Here is a 17,875-nt window from a genome sequence, read left to right as displayed (position 1 = left end):
TCTAAAAGAGGTTGGAGCATTTCAGCATCACCATATTGGCAGGTCGTGACTTCAACCGCTTGTATTTCTCCACTGTTTGCATCTGTCGCAAGATGTAATTTCAGCCATTGACGATGTTGGTTTACGCCATGTTTTTTACGCACCCATTCCCCATCACCTGTAACTTTGATCCCTGTGCTATCAACTAAAATATGCAAGTCTTCCTGTGGATTTTTTGCTGATTTATGTAGAAGTGGCTGCAGCTTATCTGCTCGCCGACTCAATGTTGAGAAGTCTGGAACATTCCAGTCGAGGTGAGCCATTTGAAAAAGGCTTTGAATGAAACCTTGTGTTTGGCGTAAAGCCAGTTGGAACAGGTTTCGTATCGTCAGGGCAAATTGAATTGCTATATCAGTGTAGGTAGGTTGACGTCCTTTTTTTCCAGTAGGTGTTGCAGACCATTGCATTTGGGGATCAAACCAAATGGTGAAAGCACCCCGTTGACGTAAAGCCTGATTGTACTCAGACCAGTTCGTTGTTTTGTATCGGCTTTTTGATTCTGTATTCATCTAACATGTATGGGGATGAAATTTATTTATGCAACAAAGCCATTGAGATTGGTCAATTAATACGCAAAAAAAGAAAAGAGAAAAAAATTACACAAGAAGCTTTAGCGTTACAGTGTGGTATTGACCGTAGTTATCTTGGTCGTATTGAACGTGGAGAGGTCAATATTACAGTTTTAAAGCTTTATGAAATCGCTCATATTCTTAAAGTTGAACCTTATCATTTACTACCTAAAGATTAACCAGATATGAACTTTTTGCTAGAATTCTAAATTATGGTATAAATTTTTACGATAAAGGCTTATAGCATTCTGCTTAGTATGAGCTATTTGTTTGGGGTGCTAATTTTTGTTTCATTTTTTAATTTTGTAAGTTCCTCTACTTGCAAATTTTTTAGCGAGATCGGGGTTCCGCCCAGACAATTGTTTAATTAAGATGGGATCACCATTTGGAGCCTTACTCCATACAGCATCATTCTTTACATACAGTACTGTTTCGGTGCGTGCAGCCTCAATAAATCTTTCTTGCAGTACCTTAGCTGCTGTGGCAGCTATCTCCCTTTCATCTTCTATACTTTGAATTTTCATGTCTAAAACCTTATGTTGCTTTAAATGGGTTAAATTATAGACTAGCAGAATAGATACATTAGTACAGAGCCTCGTGATTTGGAATGATATAAATATAACGCCAAACCCTGTCGCATCTGCTTTAATTCAAATAGCTTTTTTTGTTGATTTCTCCCACAATACTCTCAAAGAAATTTGAGAGTCATCAGCGTGATAACAGGCGAGATTAAAAGCAAAATTGACCAGATTTGGAATGCATTTTGGAGTGGCGGTATTTCCAATCCTTTAGAAGTCATGGAGCAAATGACTTATTTGCTGTTTATTCGCCGACTCGATGAAATTCAGATCACAAAAGAAAAGAAAGCCAACCGTTTAAAGAAGCCAGTAGAACATCCTATTTTCACCCCTGAACAAGACCACTTACGTTGGTCGAAGTTTATTACTTTGGGCGATGCTGCAACGTTGTATAACACGGTTGCAAATGAAGTATTTCCATTCATTAAGAATTTAGGTGCAGAAGACGAAACGACTTATAGCCATCACATGAGGGATGCACGTTTTACCATTCCTACGCCTGCGCTACTCACCAAAGTGGTGGATTTGGTTGCCGATGTGCCAATGGATGATAAAGACACCAAAGGTGATATTTACGAGTACATGCTCGGTAAGATTGCCTCAGCAGGTCAAAACGGTCAGTTCCGTACTCCTCGCCATATCATCAAAATGATTGTAGAACTAATGCAACCTAAACCCACAGATACCATTTGTGATCCTGCTTGTGGTACAGCGGGCTTCCTTGTCGCTGCAAGTGAATATTTAAACGATCATTACAGTACTGAGATTTTTGCCAACCCTGAAACAGCTAAACGTTTTAGTGAAGAAACTTTCTTTGGTTATGATTTTGACAGCACTATGCTTCGTATTGGTTCAATGAACATGATGCTGCACGGTGTTGAAAACCCACGTATTGAAAACCGTGATTCTTTGAGTGAAACGCATTCACATATTGCTGAAAAATACAGTCTGATTCTTGCCAATCCACCATTTGCAGGTAGTTTGGACAATGAAAGCTGTGCTAAGAACATTCAAGCGGTAGTTAAAACCAAAAAGACTGAATTGCTCTTTTTAGCCTTGTTCTTACGTTTACTTAAAACAGGCGGTCGTGCCGCGGTGATTGTGCCTGATGGCGTGTTATTTGGTTCTTCAAAAGCACATAAAGATTTGCGTCAAAAGATTGTGGAAGAGCAAAAGCTTGAAGCGATTATTTCTATGCCATCAGGGGTATTTAAGCCTTATGCTGGGGTTTCAACTGCAATCATGATCTTTACCAAAACCATGTCGGGCGGTACGGACAAAGTTTGGTTCTACGATATGCAGGCAGATGGTTTTTCGCTGGATGATAAGCGTAATGAACTTGACGCATCTAAGCATGAAAATAACAACATTCCTGACATTATTGTTCGTTTTAAAAACTTAGAGGGTGAAAAAGACCGTAAAGCCACAGAGCAAAGCTTTATGGTGGATAAAGCCGATATTGCTGCCAATGGTTATGACTTGTCGATTAACCGTTATAAGGAAGTGGTGTATGAGCAAGTAGAATATGAAGCACCAAGTAAAATTTTGGCGGATTTAGAAGCGCTTGAGCAGGATATTTTAAAAGGAATGGCTACGCTTAAGGAGATGCTTAAGTGAGTTTGGAATATCAAAAATTAGGTGATGTTGCGGATTTTATTCGGGGTATTACATACAAGCCGAATGATTTAGTTGATAACTTTTCTGAGGGATCAATTGTATGTATGCGTACCGCAAATGTTCAGGTTCAACTAAAACAGGATGACCTGTTATCTGTTCCTGCTAATTTAGTTAAAAATAAAGATAAGTTTTTAATCGAAGGCGATATTCTTGTTTCAACAGCGAATAGTTGGAATCTTGTAGGAAAATGTTGTTGGATTCCAAAGCTTGAATATTCTGCAACAGCGGGCGGATTTATCTCAATTTTGAGGGCTAATCAGGAAAAATTAGATCAACGTTATTTATATCATTGGTTTAATTCACCTAATACTCAGTTATTGGCTCGTAATTGTGGACGACAAACGACGAATATTTCTAATATGGATTTAGATCGTTGTTTATCAATTAAAATCCCACTCCCACCACTTGCAGAACAACGCCGAATTGCTTCTATTTTAGATCAAGCGGATGAATTACGCCAAAAACGTCAGCAAGCGATTGAAAAGTTAGATCAGCTTTTACAAGCTGAGTTTATAAGTAAATTTCATCAAAAAAATTTCCCTGCGTTTAATGTTTCTGATCTATTGGAAAATGAAAAATCTATGAGAACTGGCCCTTTTGGTAGTCAGCTTCTACATAGTGAGTTCGTTGATGAGGGAATTCATGTGCTTGGAATTGATAATGCTGTTCAAAATAGTTTTAACTGGGCTAAACCTAGATTTATCACTGAAGAAAAATATAAAGATTTGAAACGTTATACAGTTAAACCCAGAGATGTGATCATTACAATTATGGGAACTTGTGGAAAGTGTGCAGTTGTACCTGAAGATATCCCTACGGCAATTAATACTAAGCATCTATGTTGTATTACATTAGATCAAAGAAAATGTAATCCTGAATTTCTACATTCCTACTTTTTACTGCATCCAACAGCTCGAAATTATTTAGAATCGAGAGCTAAAGGGGCAATTATGTCAGGGTTAAATATGGGGATTATCAAAGAGCTTCCTGTGGAACTACCCCCAATAGAAATGCAAAATGAGTTTTCTAAATTAAAACAAAAGGTTATTCTACAAAAAACTTTGATGATAGAAGAGTTATCAAAGCTTAATGAATTATTTCAATCATTACAAAACCAAGCCTTTAGTGGAACTTTATAAATGGAGCTATTGCCGATACAACAAAGCAAATGCATCGGTCATCTTTTTTGATTACAATAACTCTATGTGAACATGAGTAGAAAGATGACTGATTTTGTCCAACATTCGCCCGTAGCGATTCAACGCTATATGCAACAGGTAGGAAATCTATCTGCGAATGAACTCGCCAAAAAATCAGGACTTGCAACAGAAAAAGTTTATACATTACTCAATGATGCTACCCCTATTCTCAAGCTCAGTGAGTTGGAACAGATCGCTAAAGTACTTTTTGTTCCGAGTGTATATCTGACCAATGATGAATTAGAATACACACCTGAAATTCCAGCGATTGTTGATCATCGTAATATGGAAGATGTATTTAACAGTTCTTATGCTTATCAAGCCGTTCTTCGTGAAGCTATTAAAGCAAGAAATGACTATCTCTATGTCTTGGAAACTATGGGAGAAGAGCCACTCGATTTTAATTTAATGCTTTCAGGTGATGATGCTGTCGAAGATGCAAAAATTATTTCTGATTATTTTGATCTGAATCACCAAAAACGAGCAGTAAAACATAATGACTATTACTCTGCTTGGCGCAGTATTTTTGAAGCTAAAGATATTTTAGTCATTGAAAAATCAAGCAAAGAACCTTTCGGTTCAGATGGTTTTTGTTTGTGGTTTGATGTCGTTCCTGTGATTGTTGTTTTAAGTACAGGACAAGCCGCTGAAAGACGCTTGTTCACCATCATGCATGAATTAGTTCACTTGGGACTACGCCAAAGTGTATTTGATGGAAAAATAAATGCAATCAATACCAATAATCAAACGGAACGCTATTGTGACACTGTTGCAGGTCATGTTATTGCACCGTTTGAATTATTGGAAAGTTGTTATCAGCCTGATATGACTGTAGAAGAATTGGTGTTAAAAGTTCGCTCTAAAGCTAAAGCGAGCCGCCCAGCGATTGCAATTCAATTAAAACTAGCGGGATATATTTCTGATCAACAGCTTAGAGATTATCTAAAACAACTTGAACAAATTAGAATTGCTAAAAATCAATCTGGTGAAGCAAAAATTCCTGCTTCAACTCGAATTATTAGCCATTTTGGTCGATATTTTGTGCAAACTGTGATTGCAGCAATGTCGCATAATACGATTTCGGCAAGTACGGCTAAAGATATTTTGGGGATTAAGCCAACATATAAACCCACTACATTACAAGATGTGCAGAGACAGGTGTATATGTAGATGATTTATTTAAGCTTAGACACCAACGCTATGCTAGACATTTGCTTTCGAGTATATCCAGAACAAACTTTCCCAAAACTTTGGGAAATGTTAGATGACCTTACATTGACAACAACAATTAAGTTTTGTGCTTGTTCTTCAATATTAGAAGAAACTCGGTCAAAATGTGCTTTCTTTGCATTTGATGAAAACATCTTAGATAGTTTTCTCACTCGTTTTAGAGTGATCATTATTGATCGAGATGAAGTCGGAAGTCGTATCCTCAATATTCGAACAAAATTATTGGCATATCCATTTGCCGCAGGATCAGCTCACGCAACTAAAGATGAACCTGATGTTGATTTGATTGCAACAGCTCAAAAATATAATACCAGTGGTTTGGTTATTACTGGTGAAATTGGATTTATCGGGGCAGATTGGGATGCTTTTAATGCTAGAGCAAGAAGAAAGGAACAAATCAAAATTCCAGATATTTGCGCATTAATAGGTGTTCAGTCCAGTTCATGGTTACAGCTATTTCAACGATATAATTTTACCTTGGATTAAATTTTTGCGGTTAAGATCTTATTGAGATTATTTGAATTTTTAAGATATATTGAAAAATAGAAATAAAATTTTGAATTAAAAAATACTGTGGGATTAAGATGAGCAACTTCTCGTTTTTAGAATCTGAATTTAAAAGCTTGGCAGCTACGGCTAAAGAAGCCGAAAAGCTCACGTATATATCCCCACAATTTGCCCTTGCAGCAGCTCGTACATCACTCGAAAACCTTGTGCTTTGGCTATATCAATACGATAAAAAACTGACCCAACCTTATGATGCAAAACTGCAAAACCTACTCAATGATTTAAAATTTAAAGACCTGATTCCGCCCTATATTTGGGACAAAATGGACAACATCCGCATGGTCGGCAACAGTGCCGTACATGGGAAAAAGTTCAAACAACTTACCACCGAAGAAACGGTAAAACACATCAGCCATTTATTTCTGATGTATGTCTGGTTTGAGCGTAACTATGGCTCACCCTCAAAAGACCGCTCTCAGTCGATTTTATTTAACCCAAAACTAATACCAAATGCTGACAATACGCAGCAAATCACCGCCAACCAAGAACAACTGCAAAAAGAAACAGAAGCTAAAGAAAAACAGTTTGCAGAACAACACAAAGCCCTACGTGAACGTGAGCAAAAACTTTTTGAACTTTCGGCAAGTTTAGAAGAGCGTGAAAAATTACTTGCAAATATAGATGCTGAACTTGCACAAAAACGTGCAGACGTTGAACAAGCCAAAATTGCCAACAGCAAAATCGAAGACCATACCGACTATAAAGAAGACGAAACCCGTAAACTTAAAATTGACCTCATGCTTGAAGAAGCAGGCTGGGAAATAGGTACATCGGTTCGAGAGGAAGTTGCTGTAACAGGTATGCCGAGTCTATCGGGTAAAGGTGCAGTGGATTATGTGCTGTATGATGCCAATGGCTTGCCTTTGGCGGTGGTTGAAGCAAAACGCACATCGACTGACCCTGATATTGGACAACAACAAGCCAAGCTCTATGCAGACTGTTTAGAGCAACAAACAGGACAACGACCTGTCATATTCTATACCAATGGCTACAAAACCCGAATTTGGAATGATGTGCAAGGTGGTCCACCACGCTTAGTTCACGGCTTTTATACGCAGGCAGAACTCAAGCGTCTGATCGAAAGACGTAAGAACAACCCTGATTTAAGTAGCTTTCCGATTAATGCAGAAATAGTCGAGCGTTATTACCAAACTCGTGCCATCAAAGCCATGCTTGCAGCCTATCAACGTAAAGAACGTGCAGGCTTACTGATTATGGCAACAGGCACAGGTAAAACCCGTACTGCCATTGCATTGGTTGATGTGCTGATGAAAGCCAATATGGTACAAAAAGCCTTATTCCTTGCAGACCGCACTTCATTGGTCAATCAGGCATACAACGCTTTTAAAGCCAATTTAAAAGATGCCTCATTCGTCAATTTACTTGAGGATAAAAACCAAGTGGGTCGAGTCTATTTCTCTACCTATCAAACCATGATCGGCTTAATTGACGAAAAAAATGCCGATGGTACACGCCAATTCGGCACAGGTATGTTTGACCTGATTATTATTGATGAAGCACACCGCAGCGTTTATCAAAAATTTGGCGAGATTTTTAAATACTTCGATAGTTTGCTTGTTGGTTTAACTGCGACACCGCGGGATGAAGTGGATCGTGATACTTATGCACTGTTTGGCTTAGAAAGTGGTGTCCCAACCGATTACTACGACCTCGATCAAGCGATTGCCGATGGTTATCTTGTGCCACCAAAAGCTTATTCTGTTCCGCTTAAATTCATGCGTGAGGGCGTGAAATATGACGAACTCTCTGAAGAAGAAAAACAACATTGGGATAGCCTAAATTGGGGCGATGAAGATGCACCTGAAGAAGTCTCAGCATCCAAGATTAATAAAGAGCTGTTTAATACAGACACGATTGATCTCATGCTCAAGCACTTGATGGAAAATGGCATTAAAACCGAAGGCGGTGATCGTTTGGGTAAAACCATTATCTTTGCCGTCAATCAAAAACATGCCCAGTTTATTGCTGATCGCTTCAATGAAAACTATCCGCAATATGATGGCAAGTTTGCCCGTGTCATTACTCATGCCACTAAGTATCCACAAAGCTTAATTGATGACTTTAGCAAGAAAGATTTACCTGAGCCACAGATTGCGATTTCAGTGGATATGCTCGATACAGGGATTGATGTACCTGAAGTGGTCAACTTAGTATTCTTTAAAGCGGTTCGCTCTAAAGTGAAATTTATGCAGATGATCGGGCGTGGCACACGCCTCTGCAAAGAATTGTTTAGCCCTGAAAAAGATAAAAAAGAATTCTTTATTTTCGACTATTGTTCTAACTTTGAATACTTCAATGAAAACCCTGATGGTGCGCCTGTTGCGACTACAGAACCATTAGGACAACGTCTATTTAAAGCACGTTTAAATATCCTGAGTTTACTGAATGCGAAGGACGATGCCACAGAAGAGCTAAAAGCTGTACAGCAAGATATGCGTCAAAGTTTACAGACTGAAGTGAAGTCAATGAACAATGACAATTTCATTGTAAAGTCTGAGCTTGAGCATGTTGAACATTTCAAAAATGATGATGCTTGGAACAACTTAGATGATCTTGCCATCGGTACATTACGAGAACACATCTCTAAATTACCGAATCAGCTTGAGCCTGAAACTTTAGAAGCTAAATTGTTTGATATGCTTTGCTACAACCTTGAGTTGGCAGTATTGGAAAAGAACAATACAGCAACTCAAAGCTATGCCAATAAAGTGATTGAAATTGCTTCTAAACTGGAAAGCAAAGAAAATATTCCTGTTGTTGCAGAACAGATTGCGCTGATTCAAGACATTCAAACCGTGGAATATTGGAAAGGCATCACCTTACCAATGCTTGAAGCGATGCGTAAACGTATTCGTGGCTTGGTGAAACTGATTGAAAAATCCACATCGACTATTGTGTATTCCATGCTTGATGATGAAATTGGAGATATGCAAGCAGTCGATATACCAGTCGTTTCAAGTGGTGTCAATCTTGCTCAGTACCGTAAACGAGTTGAAAGCTTTATTAAAGCCAATGAAAATCATATTACGATTGCAAAGTTAAAACGTGGTTTGACTCTTACACCGACTGATTTAAGTGAGTTAGAACGCTTTGTTTTTGAAGCGCAAGAAGTAGAAAGCCGAGATAAATTTGAAGAATGTTTTGGTACAGATCAATCATTGCCAATGTTCATCCGCTCATTGGTCGGTTTGGATCGGAAAGCCGTACAAGAAGTCTTTTCTAAGTATTTACAAGGCTCAAGCTATAACGAAAAGCAAATCCGCTTTATTGAAATGATGATTGATCATTTGACTCAAAACGGAGTGCTGGATGCGGCACAACTTTATGAACCACCATTTAACCAAATCCACTATGAAGGCATTGATGGTGTGTTTGGTGACGCAGATGCTGACAACATATTTGGGGTTGTTGAAGCGTTTAATGAAGCGGTGGCATAAGTAGTAATTTTTTATTTAATAAAAGTACAAAGGGTAATTTTATGAATGCACATTCATATGAAATCGAAAAAGCATCTTTAATCAATGAAATTGATCGTACAAGTTCATTAATTAATAAATTAATTAACAATGTAGATTTGGAACTGTTAAATAGTCAGCAACTAGAAAAGCTTAAAAACTATAGTGAGAAGAATAAAAAACTCAAACACAAATTAGAGAGTAATGAGTTTGAAATTGCTATTGTTGGGTTAGAGAAGGCTGGTAAGTCTACTTTTGCTAATGCATTGATTGATAACTATGTACTACCTTCAGCACCCGAACGATGTACTTTTACTACAACGAGATTAGTTAGTGGATCGGATAAAGCTACTGTAGAGTTTTATACTGAAGCTGAATTTAATCAAATTTTTCAAGACATGCTTTTGGAGCTTGAATATCCAGCAGCGGCAAGCGTTAGTTTTAAAGATTTAGACATTAATGAATTTGAGAGCTATTTTGCTAATTTAGAAGAAAAAAATAATCAACTGCATAAAAATCATGTAGGTAAAACAGATCAAGAGATTTTAGATATTTTGAAATCTAAGTCAAAATTAACTTTAAATGGAGGAAAGATTGAATTTCATGGAGATGAGTTAAACGAAGATAAATTTCAAACGTTTATTAAAGGAGAAAAAAATGATACTTCAAAACCAAGAAGTGTTAAAAAAATTGAAATTGAATCCTCGAAACTTAAACAGATTGAAACAGCAATAATTTATGATGTCCCTGGTTTTGACTCCCCAACAAAATTGCATATCCGCCAAACAGAGGAACGTTTAAAAAATGCAGATGCCATTATTTTAGTTACGAATGCGGGAACTAATCCTAGTATTCAAGGAACTTCACTAAGTGTTATTAAAAATAATACCGATAGTGATGGAATTGCTTTAAAAGATAAATTATTTGTTTTTGGTAATCAAATTGATAGAGTAAATAATCCTGATCAATTGAATGGTAACTATGAAATCTTAAAGAATGATGTTTTAAAGTATAAAATTGGTACGGAAAAAAGAGTATTTTCTGGATCGGCATATAAGTATCTTGTGTCTGAAAAAGCTATTATCCAAGATAAAAACTATGAATGTAAGTATGATATTGATTCGGGTATAGATGCTATTAGATCTGAACTAGAACATTATTATCAGACTGAGAGATTTCAAATATTAAAGCAGAAAGTAAACACAAATATAAAATGTATTAAAACTACTTTTGAAGAAATTCATCAAAATAATTATTCAAATTATAACCTTGATACTTCCTCTGATAAGCAAAAAAGTTTAATTATTACTGCAGAATATCGTAAAATCCAGAAAAGATTAAGAGACCAACTTAAAACATTTATTTTCAATAAAAAGCATCAGATTCATAACGAAAAGTGGTTATCTTGTAAAATTCAAGAGGAAATTGAAAGTGATAAGTATTTTAACGAAATTGAAGAAGAGTTTTTTGATAAAGTAAGAATTCTTACCGATGAAAGTATTCGTGTCGATTTACAAGTAGAGAAAGTAAATAGACACATGAGAGATGAAATTCATTTACAGTACTTAGAAGATTACCTAAACTTAATCAAAGATATTACTAATGAAAATTGTAAAGAAATTGAAGTTTTATTGCTTAAAGAGTTTGCAAGTGCTGTAACTGGAAATTCCTCATATAGCGAAGAGATTCAAGAATTATGCGAAAATATAATAAATAAAATTACCTCAGAAGTGGCTCATAACTCATATAGATTTACATATCTTGTAGAAAGATTTTCGCGAGATATATTTGATATACTCTTAAATTCTCCGATAGCAAGTCATGATAGGATGAATCGTTTTGAAAGAGCTAGTCATGAAGTAATACATCTAGATCACTATTATTCAAAGGGGCAAGGTGATCTTGTAAACTTGCTTTTAAGCCAAAATGAAAGTTCTTTAATTGTTGATGCTGTAAATACAATTCCAAAACTTACAATGGATGTAATTAGAATTGCAAATAGTGTAAATGGTTCTAATCAAACTATTGAATCTTTACAAAAAATACTTAGCTCATTTAAAGATATTGTTCCATCCTCAATTGTTGAGAAAATTCCAAACCCACAAGTTATCTTGGATAAATACAACATACGTCCTAGCACTACAAAGGAAATGGTGATCAAAGAAATTAACAATGATATTAATAACCTTAAAAAAATCTTGATTAAAGCTGTTATCCCAGCCATAGATCTTGAATTGGTATTTATTAATGGTGTTGATAAGCAAGTTAAACTATTGTTAGCCGCTATGGAAAATGAAAATCATAAATTTGCAAAAACTTTTGATGAATTTTTATCTAATATAGTTCCAATAGTAAAGAAAAATGATCTAGATAATGTGGAAAGTATTATCAAAAAATTAGAGTTAAAAAAATCTATCCTAGATGAATTGTTACAATAATCTCAAGTTCTAATTATGAAGAATTTGATCTGGCAGTCATGGGATGGTTATAGAGACTGCCAGATTAAGTTTGGTCTACTAAAGCATTTTTTAGACTTAATATGGTCGACTTTTGAGTGAATTCAGTGGACTACTCTTAAATGGTATTAGTGGCCTGTTATTGATGATATATACAGTTTAAGTTAAGAACTTCTACAGACTCCACTTGATGATGAGATAGCTTATATTTTACCCACAAGATTATCCCACCCCAAGTGTAGATATTTCAACCCTAAGAACAGAAGGAATCTATGTTATGCACAATTTTCCTCCTCCACATCCTGATGAACTTCTATACAGTACCCTTGCAAGGGCTAGTGTCTATCATGGTATCACCAGTCCAAAGCAACTTTTAGATGAAGTATTTGGGAATCGATATGTAATCGCCACGCTGGATCTACCTAGCCATATCACAAATATTGCATATCTGCTAAGGAATACAAAACAATATTCAACTGATAACCTAATAAGGCAACATACTTTATTTTCCCTCTACGCCCCATTCGTTCCAAAGAATATACGTGATAAAGCCATTGAGCTAATGCACGGAAAAACTAATGGGGCTCTGCATACAATGTTAGGCGTTGCTGCATCTAGAATTAAAGCCGTTCAGAACTTTCAGGCTTGTCCAAAATGTATTGAAATTCAGCTAATAAAATATGGTGAAGCTTTTTGGAAAAGAGACTGGTTCATACCCAATCTACCGATATGTATAGAACATGGTTCATCCTTATCTATTTATAAAGAAAAACCATCAGATTCCAGACATCATTTTCAGCCATTCATAGAATCACATTTTTCAATAGAATCAGTTGGCTCAGTCTTTTCTCAAGACCTCATCATATCAGCACCAATACAGCAATTACTGAATCTTTTCTCATATCCATCAATATCTTTTGACCAATGGACTCACTTCTATTATGGATTGGCACAAGACTCTGGGTATGCACGTGGGCAACATATAAAACACGATCAAATTTTAGAACTGTTCTTACAATATTGGGGTCAAGAATATCTTCAAGCTAAAAATCTACTTTGTCATCAAAATGAGGAAAATTCTTGGTTAAAAAATATATTCCGTAAGCACCGAAAAAGCTTTAGTTTCTTTGAACATTTACTTGTTTGGCAAACTTTTCTTTCACGAGAGAAATTAGAAAATATTTTTCATCATGCTCAACATATTCAGCCAGTTTTCATAGTAAAAACAACAACTATTGAAAATGACTTAGATATTGTAAAGTGTGCAGAATACCGTAAAAAGTGGCAGCAGCTTGTTAGAAAGAATGGTATTAAGGTGAGTCGCTCCATAAGCAATGGAGGTGCCATCTATGCGTGGTTATATCGCCATGATTATAAATGGCTTCAACAATATAATTCCAAACATCAAGTAGTACGTTCGCCTCTTAACACTCGTGTAGACTGGCATAATCGTGATCGAGAATATGCAAAAGTACTATTGCGACTTGCTCACCAATTCAAAGATGATCTGAGTCCTACACCTAGACGTTCTAGAAACTGGTATCTTATGCAATTACCACAACATTCAAGCATAGAGCATAACCTCTCTAAGCTCCCATTGGTTAGATGCTTTTTGGTAAAGTATGTTGAAAGTATTACTGAATACCAGCTACGCAGAGTCTGTGTAGCTGTTAAAATCTTATCTTCAGATTTTCAACCGTTGCACTTATGGCGAGTTTTCCGCTTGGCAGGACTTAGCAAAGAAAGAATCACCCCTGATGCAGCAAGAATTCTAAAACTATCTGGATTTTTCAATACTCATGACGGTAAAAATTAATCATTTTGATCATAATGTAACAGTTACACATATTGGCGGCCTATTCAAAGGTTCAAGATCAAAAATCTGGAGTATTAACCTACAATGCTCACCAAAACAAGAAAAGAAATTTACTAACTTTAGCAATGCAGCCATGTTAATTCGTGGCAAAAAACTAAACTGTAGCGAAAGACAATTATCTAAACCGAATCTAGTGATTACTTTGTCTGATCAGAATTTTCTAACCCCCTCTCTTTTAAAAGATTTTGATGAATTATCAACGGATTCAAATCTTACATATTTTGAGGGAATACAAACTAGTTTCATTATAGAAGGACCCAATCAGGTCACTATTCATCTACCACAGTTTGAGCTTGCAAGAACACTTTTTCTCATTAACTCTTATTTTTGTCGGGCAAGCCTCAGTACAACGACCATTCAAAATGAATTTGCAATATGCCAAGATAATGAGGAAACAGTAATTGTCTTTTTAGAAAATACAATGCCTTTAAAACTTGTAAATCAAAAGGGAACCCAATGTCTATTAGCCTGGTTACTACTTGATCCTAATGCCAAACAGTCATTTGAAAGCATCTGTCGTTATTTTAATACTCAACTGATTGATAAGGATGGATGGAAGAAATGGATTTTTCAATTTGATCCACCATCAATGGACGGTTGGACACTCCATTTTCGAGGAAGATACAATACGTCACAAGATGCTTTTCTTGTTGAAGAAATTGTTGGCATAGAAATCGATACTGATATTCCTACTGACATTAGTTTTGATCACCCATCTTTCACTCAAATTAAGACGGAAGGACAACAATCGGGACAGGGCTACAAACCCGAATATAGTAGTACGCTTGATCCTACAATTGAAGATGGTACGACAGCTTCCATAGAGCACGGAGTTCGTATTCTAGATGGTAATGAGTCATGGGTAAGTTTCAAAAAACCATTGACCATCAACAAGAAAGGAAAAACCAAAATAACAGGACAGAAAAACACGGATGCTGAAAATGATGAATCGGCTTCTGGTCATTTAGTGAGTACAGACGAGGCAAATAGTGCAGGCGATTTACCTGCGGCAGATGTAGGAGGGAAAAAGGACTACACAAATTATGATCAGAAATATGCCCAACGCTATCATGATTTCAACTCGATGATACAAGTGCTCCAATCTACACATCAATGTGTGCTATATGAATCACTTACCCATGAGCTTACGAAAGTTGGGCGTTCCGAGTGTCATAGAATCAGTAAAGATAAACTACGAACCATTAAGTTTGTTCACCTTTGCTATAAAGGTGATGACTTCCTTCTCATTGAATTAGATACATCAGATGGGGTAAAAAGTATCTCAACTAAGTTAATCTACCTGACAACCGATGATTGGAAGATTTATTTAGATAAAATTAAGACTCATCTAGTCGCAAAATCACTGTCATGGCCAAATGATTTGTTTGATGATGTATTTGGTGCAAATGCCCATACTCATATTGTCCATCCACGGTTTTCATCACAAGGAAATGAATCTTCAGAAGCTGTTAATAATTGGGCTGTAAGGATTATGAATGAATTGAAAGATTTAGGCTAGAATATTTATAAAAATAGCCTTAAAGAACTTAAAATATAAGCGTTCGCTGAACAACACTTTTCTTATATCTTGAATATCGAGATTATGTCCATTATTTATTAAATGAACATTATCTTTATGACCTAAACGGTAGGCTTGATATTGGTATAATTCATCGTGCTCAGTCATAATAAGTAACGTAAGCATCCGGCTAACACAGCCTTACCAAGCGATCCTATAAGCCTTAATTTAGTTCCCACCTTAAAACAAGTGGGGACTTAATCCATGAACATGGATATATATTCAGCAACACCTCCTGTTGCTAAAAAACGCAGAACATACAGCAAAGAATTCAAACTCAGTATTGTCAATGCCTGTAAAAATCCTAATACCTCGATCGCTTCGGTCGCACTGCAACATAGTATTAATGCCAACCTTGTCAGTCGTTGGATCAGGATCTTCAGCCATCATGATGGTGCCGTGCAAGATCCTACTCATGTGAATCCAGCATTTATTGCTTTGCCTTACACTGCTGCAATCAGCCAACCTATTGATGAGAGGATCACGTTGTGTATCACCGTGCCTCATACGAATAATGATATTCAGCTAAAATGGCAGACATCAGAAATACCTGCCTTGGCAGAATTACTCAAGGCACTTGCAACATGATCCGCATTGATGAAATCTGGTTGTCTACTCAGCCCATGGACATGCGTGCAGGTATGGATACGACCATGGCCCAGGTGGTGAGAGCCTTTGGCTGCATCAAACCGCATTGTGCTTACCTGTTCTGTAATAAACGTGGCCATCGTATGAAAGTGTTGGTACATGATGGACTGGGCATCTGGCTGTGTGCCCGGCGTTTGGAACAGGGTAAATTTCACTGGGCTCAAGTTCACCAAGGTGAAACCGTGGCCCTCAGCCCGGAACAGTTACAGGCACTGATCCAGGGTTTGCCCTGGCAGCGCATTGGACGACAGCAGGTAGTGACGATGCTCTAAACCAGGTTGGTGCATTCTGCTATTCTCCAAACGTTCTATTTCATTCTCTTCATGACCTCAGGCATACTGCGGTCATGAATACACTGCCTGACTTAAACCAACTGACCCATGAACAACTGCTGGAATTTACCAGACAGTTGGCAATGCAGCATCAGTCTCTGGCACAATCAAATCAAGAATTAGAAAAATCAAACCAGCAATTGGATGCCAAAGTTCAGCATCTTTCTATTCTCAATCAAAAATACGAGCATGAACTGGCGCTGTTTAAAAAGCACGAATTCGCCCAAAAGAATGAACACTTAACGGCAAAACAAATCCATCTGTGGGATGAAGCGGTTGAAGAAGATATTGCCGCGGTTGATCTAGAACTGGAACGGCTAAATGCAGATAAAACCAATGCAGCGACACACAAAGCAACAGTCAACAAACCTAAACGTCGACCACTGCCAGATCATCTACACACCATCCGTATTGAGCATGAACCTGCATCAACCCAATGTGCTTGTGGCTGCCAACTCCGTCGTATCGGCGAAGATGTCAGTGAAAAACTGCATTTCAGACCGGCACAGTTCTATAAGGAACAGCATGTGCGTGGTAAATGGGTCTGTGATCAGTGTGACACTCTGACTCAGCAAGCGATGCCCGCCTATGTGATTGATAAAGGCATTGCTTCACCTGAATTGCTCAGCCATGTGCTGGTATCGAAGTATGCCGATCATTTGCCGCTGTACCGTCAACGTCTGATCTATCAGCGGGCGGGAATCGAACTTTCTAGATCAACTTTATCTGACTGGATAGGTCGCTGCGGTGTAGAACTGGAACCTCTGGCCAATGCCTTAAAAGAGGTGGTACTACAACAGCAGGTGCTGCATGCAGATGAAACACCGGTCACCATCATGCGGATGGGTGAGAATAATAAAAAACCGAAGAAAGGTTATGTCTGGGCCTATGCCACTACACAGTACAATCCAGTTCAGGCGGTGATCTATGACTTTCAGGATAGTCGTTCAGGCCAGCATGCTGAAGAGTTCTTGAAAGGCTGGCAGGGCTATCTAGTCTGTGATGATTACAGTGGTTATAAAGCACGCTTTAAATCAGGCGATGTCATTGAGGTGGGCTGCATGGCGCATGCACGTCGTAAATTCCATGAACTGCATGTAACTGGGAAAAGTCAGGTCGCTGAACAGGCATTAGTGCTGATTCAGAAACTGTATGCCATAGAAGCAGAACTCAGGAAAAAGACCGATGGTACAGCAGAACAGCGCCGCGAATACCGACAACAGTATAGTCAACCGGTGATGCAACAACTGTATGAATGGCTCAACCAACATCAACTGACTGTGCCATCGAGTTCTCCAACCGCCAAGGCGATCAATTACACTCTGAAGCGTTGGCCAGCCTTAAGCCGCTATCTGGATGATGGCAATCTACCGATTTGCAATAACTGGGTGGAAAACCAGATGCGCCCCTGGGCGTTGGGACGTAAGAACTGGTTATTTGCAGGTTCGCTGCGCAGCGGTCAGCGAGCAGCCAATATTATGACATTAATCCAGTCAGCAAAGCTGAATGGGCTGGATCCCTATGCCTATTTAAGTGATGTGCTGAAAAGGTTGCCGACACATAAAGTGACTCAGATTGAAGAATTGCTACCACACCGCTGGAAACCTGAACCGAATTAAAAAATAGGCATGGGGTTCAGCGGACGCTTA

General features: G+C 37.7%; 13 protein-coding genes and 1 pseudogene. 12 read left to right on the top strand and 2 right to left on the bottom strand.

All coding sequences use genetic code 11. The features are described 5' to 3' along the window. Window positions 1-548, bottom strand: a pseudogene (locus tag J500_RS15685) (IS5-like element ISAba10 family transposase); the annotation flags it as partial. A gap of 5 nt (window positions 549-553) precedes the next feature. Here J500_RS15685 and J500_RS15680 point away from each other — a divergent pair. After that, window positions 554-787 carry a helix-turn-helix domain-containing protein gene (locus J500_RS15680; protein ID WP_034700512.1) on the top strand — a complete coding sequence of 78 codons (234 nt, stop codon included), beginning with the start codon at window positions 554-556 and terminating at the stop codon, window positions 785-787. Window positions 788-898: 111 nt separating this feature from the next. On the opposite strand, the gene J500_RS15675 is transcribed toward J500_RS15680, so the two are convergent. After that, window positions 899-1,132, bottom strand: a complete 234-nt coding sequence (locus tag J500_RS15675) for a hypothetical protein (RefSeq protein WP_005142257.1) — start codon at window positions 1,130-1,132, stop codon at window positions 899-901. Between the two features lie 189 nt (window positions 1,133-1,321). On the opposite strand from J500_RS15675, the gene J500_RS15670 reads away from it, so the two are divergent. From J500_RS15670 to tnpC, 11 genes are all read left to right on the top strand, one after another. Next, entirely contained in the window at window positions 1,322-2,803 is a 1,482-nt protein-coding gene (locus tag J500_RS15670; protein ID WP_034700509.1) for a type I restriction-modification system subunit M, read from the top strand. Next, window positions 2,800-4,002 (top strand): restriction endonuclease subunit S, encoded by a 1,203-nt coding sequence (locus J500_RS17430; protein ID WP_052024144.1) that lies wholly within the window; start codon window positions 2,800-2,802, stop codon window positions 4,000-4,002. Before J500_RS15670 ends, J500_RS17430 begins: the two co-directional genes overlap by 4 nt. An 84-nt stretch (window positions 4,003-4,086) precedes the next feature. Next, on the top strand, window positions 4,087-5,232 hold the full coding sequence (locus J500_RS15660) for an ImmA/IrrE family metallo-endopeptidase (RefSeq protein WP_034700507.1): 1,146 nt from the start codon (window positions 4,087-4,089) through the stop codon (window positions 5,230-5,232). Continuing rightward, entirely contained in the window at window positions 5,233-5,778 is a 546-nt protein-coding gene (locus J500_RS15655) for a DUF4411 family protein (protein WP_034700505.1), read from the top strand. Window positions 5,779-5,876: 98 nt separating this feature from the next. Further along, window positions 5,877-9,317, top strand: a complete 3,441-nt coding sequence (locus J500_RS15650; protein WP_034700504.1) for a DEAD/DEAH box helicase family protein — start codon at window positions 5,877-5,879, stop codon at window positions 9,315-9,317. Between the two features lie 41 nt (window positions 9,318-9,358). Continuing rightward, the gene (locus J500_RS15645) at window positions 9,359-11,773 is read left to right on the top strand and encodes a dynamin family protein (RefSeq protein WP_034700502.1); all 2,415 of its coding nucleotides are present in this window, start codon (window positions 9,359-9,361) and stop codon (window positions 11,771-11,773) included. A gap of 295 nt (window positions 11,774-12,068) precedes the next feature. Beyond that, window positions 12,069-13,607, top strand: coding sequence for a TnsD family Tn7-like transposition protein (locus tag J500_RS15640; protein WP_052024143.1), 1,539 nt, complete (start codon window positions 12,069-12,071; stop codon window positions 13,605-13,607). After that, window positions 13,591-15,186 (top strand): Tn7-like element transposition protein TnsE, encoded by a 1,596-nt coding sequence (locus tag J500_RS15635; protein WP_034700500.1) that lies wholly within the window; start codon window positions 13,591-13,593, stop codon window positions 15,184-15,186. The genes J500_RS15640 and J500_RS15635 overlap by 17 nt, the downstream gene beginning before the upstream one ends. Before the next feature lie 264 nt (window positions 15,187-15,450). Further along, on the top strand, window positions 15,451-15,834 hold the full coding sequence (locus J500_RS15625; protein ID WP_019836977.1) for a transposase: 384 nt from the start codon (window positions 15,451-15,453) through the stop codon (window positions 15,832-15,834). Beyond that, the gene (tnpB, locus tag J500_RS15620) at window positions 15,831-16,166 is read left to right on the top strand and encodes an IS66 family insertion sequence element accessory protein TnpB (RefSeq protein ID WP_034700496.1); all 336 of its coding nucleotides are present in this window, start codon (window positions 15,831-15,833) and stop codon (window positions 16,164-16,166) included. The genes J500_RS15625 and tnpB overlap by 4 nt, the downstream gene beginning before the upstream one ends. A 74-nt stretch (window positions 16,167-16,240) precedes the next feature. Next, a complete protein-coding gene (gene tnpC, locus J500_RS15615) occupies window positions 16,241-17,845 on the top strand; it encodes an IS66 family transposase (RefSeq protein ID WP_034698698.1) in 1,605 nt (534 codons plus the stop codon). The last annotated feature ends 30 nt before the right edge of the window (window positions 17,846-17,875 follow it).

Source organism: Acinetobacter sp. 479375 (assembly GCF_000581715.1).
GTDB classification, from domain to species: Bacteria; Pseudomonadota; Gammaproteobacteria; order Pseudomonadales; family Moraxellaceae; genus Acinetobacter; species Acinetobacter ursingii.
The sequence above is the reverse complement of the archived record's forward strand: the minus strand, read 5'-3'. Positions and strand labels throughout refer to the sequence as shown.

Coding starts and splice junctions, on each gene's coding strand:
- J500_RS15680 (WP_034700512.1), top strand. CDS start 554: ATGTATGGGGATGAAATTTATTTATGCAACAAAGCCATTGAGATTGGT.
- J500_RS15675 (WP_005142257.1), bottom strand. CDS start 1,132: ATGAAAATTCAAAGTATAGAAGATGAAAGGGAGATAGCTGCCACAGCA.
- J500_RS15660 (WP_034700507.1), top strand. CDS start 4,087: ATGACTGATTTTGTCCAACATTCGCCCGTAGCGATTCAACGCTATATG.
- J500_RS15655 (WP_034700505.1), top strand. CDS start 5,233: ATGATTTATTTAAGCTTAGACACCAACGCTATGCTAGACATTTGCTTT.
- J500_RS15650 (WP_034700504.1), top strand. CDS start 5,877: ATGAGCAACTTCTCGTTTTTAGAATCTGAATTTAAAAGCTTGGCAGCT.
- J500_RS15645 (WP_034700502.1), top strand. CDS start 9,359: ATGAATGCACATTCATATGAAATCGAAAAAGCATCTTTAATCAATGAA.
- J500_RS15640 (WP_052024143.1), top strand. CDS start 12,069: ATGCACAATTTTCCTCCTCCACATCCTGATGAACTTCTATACAGTACC.
- J500_RS15635 (WP_034700500.1), top strand. CDS start 13,591: ATGACGGTAAAAATTAATCATTTTGATCATAATGTAACAGTTACACAT.
- J500_RS15625 (WP_019836977.1), top strand. CDS start 15,451: ATGAACATGGATATATATTCAGCAACACCTCCTGTTGCTAAAAAACGC.
- tnpB (WP_034700496.1), top strand. CDS start 15,831: ATGATCCGCATTGATGAAATCTGGTTGTCTACTCAGCCCATGGACATG.
- tnpC (WP_034698698.1), top strand. CDS start 16,241: ATGAATACACTGCCTGACTTAAACCAACTGACCCATGAACAACTGCTG.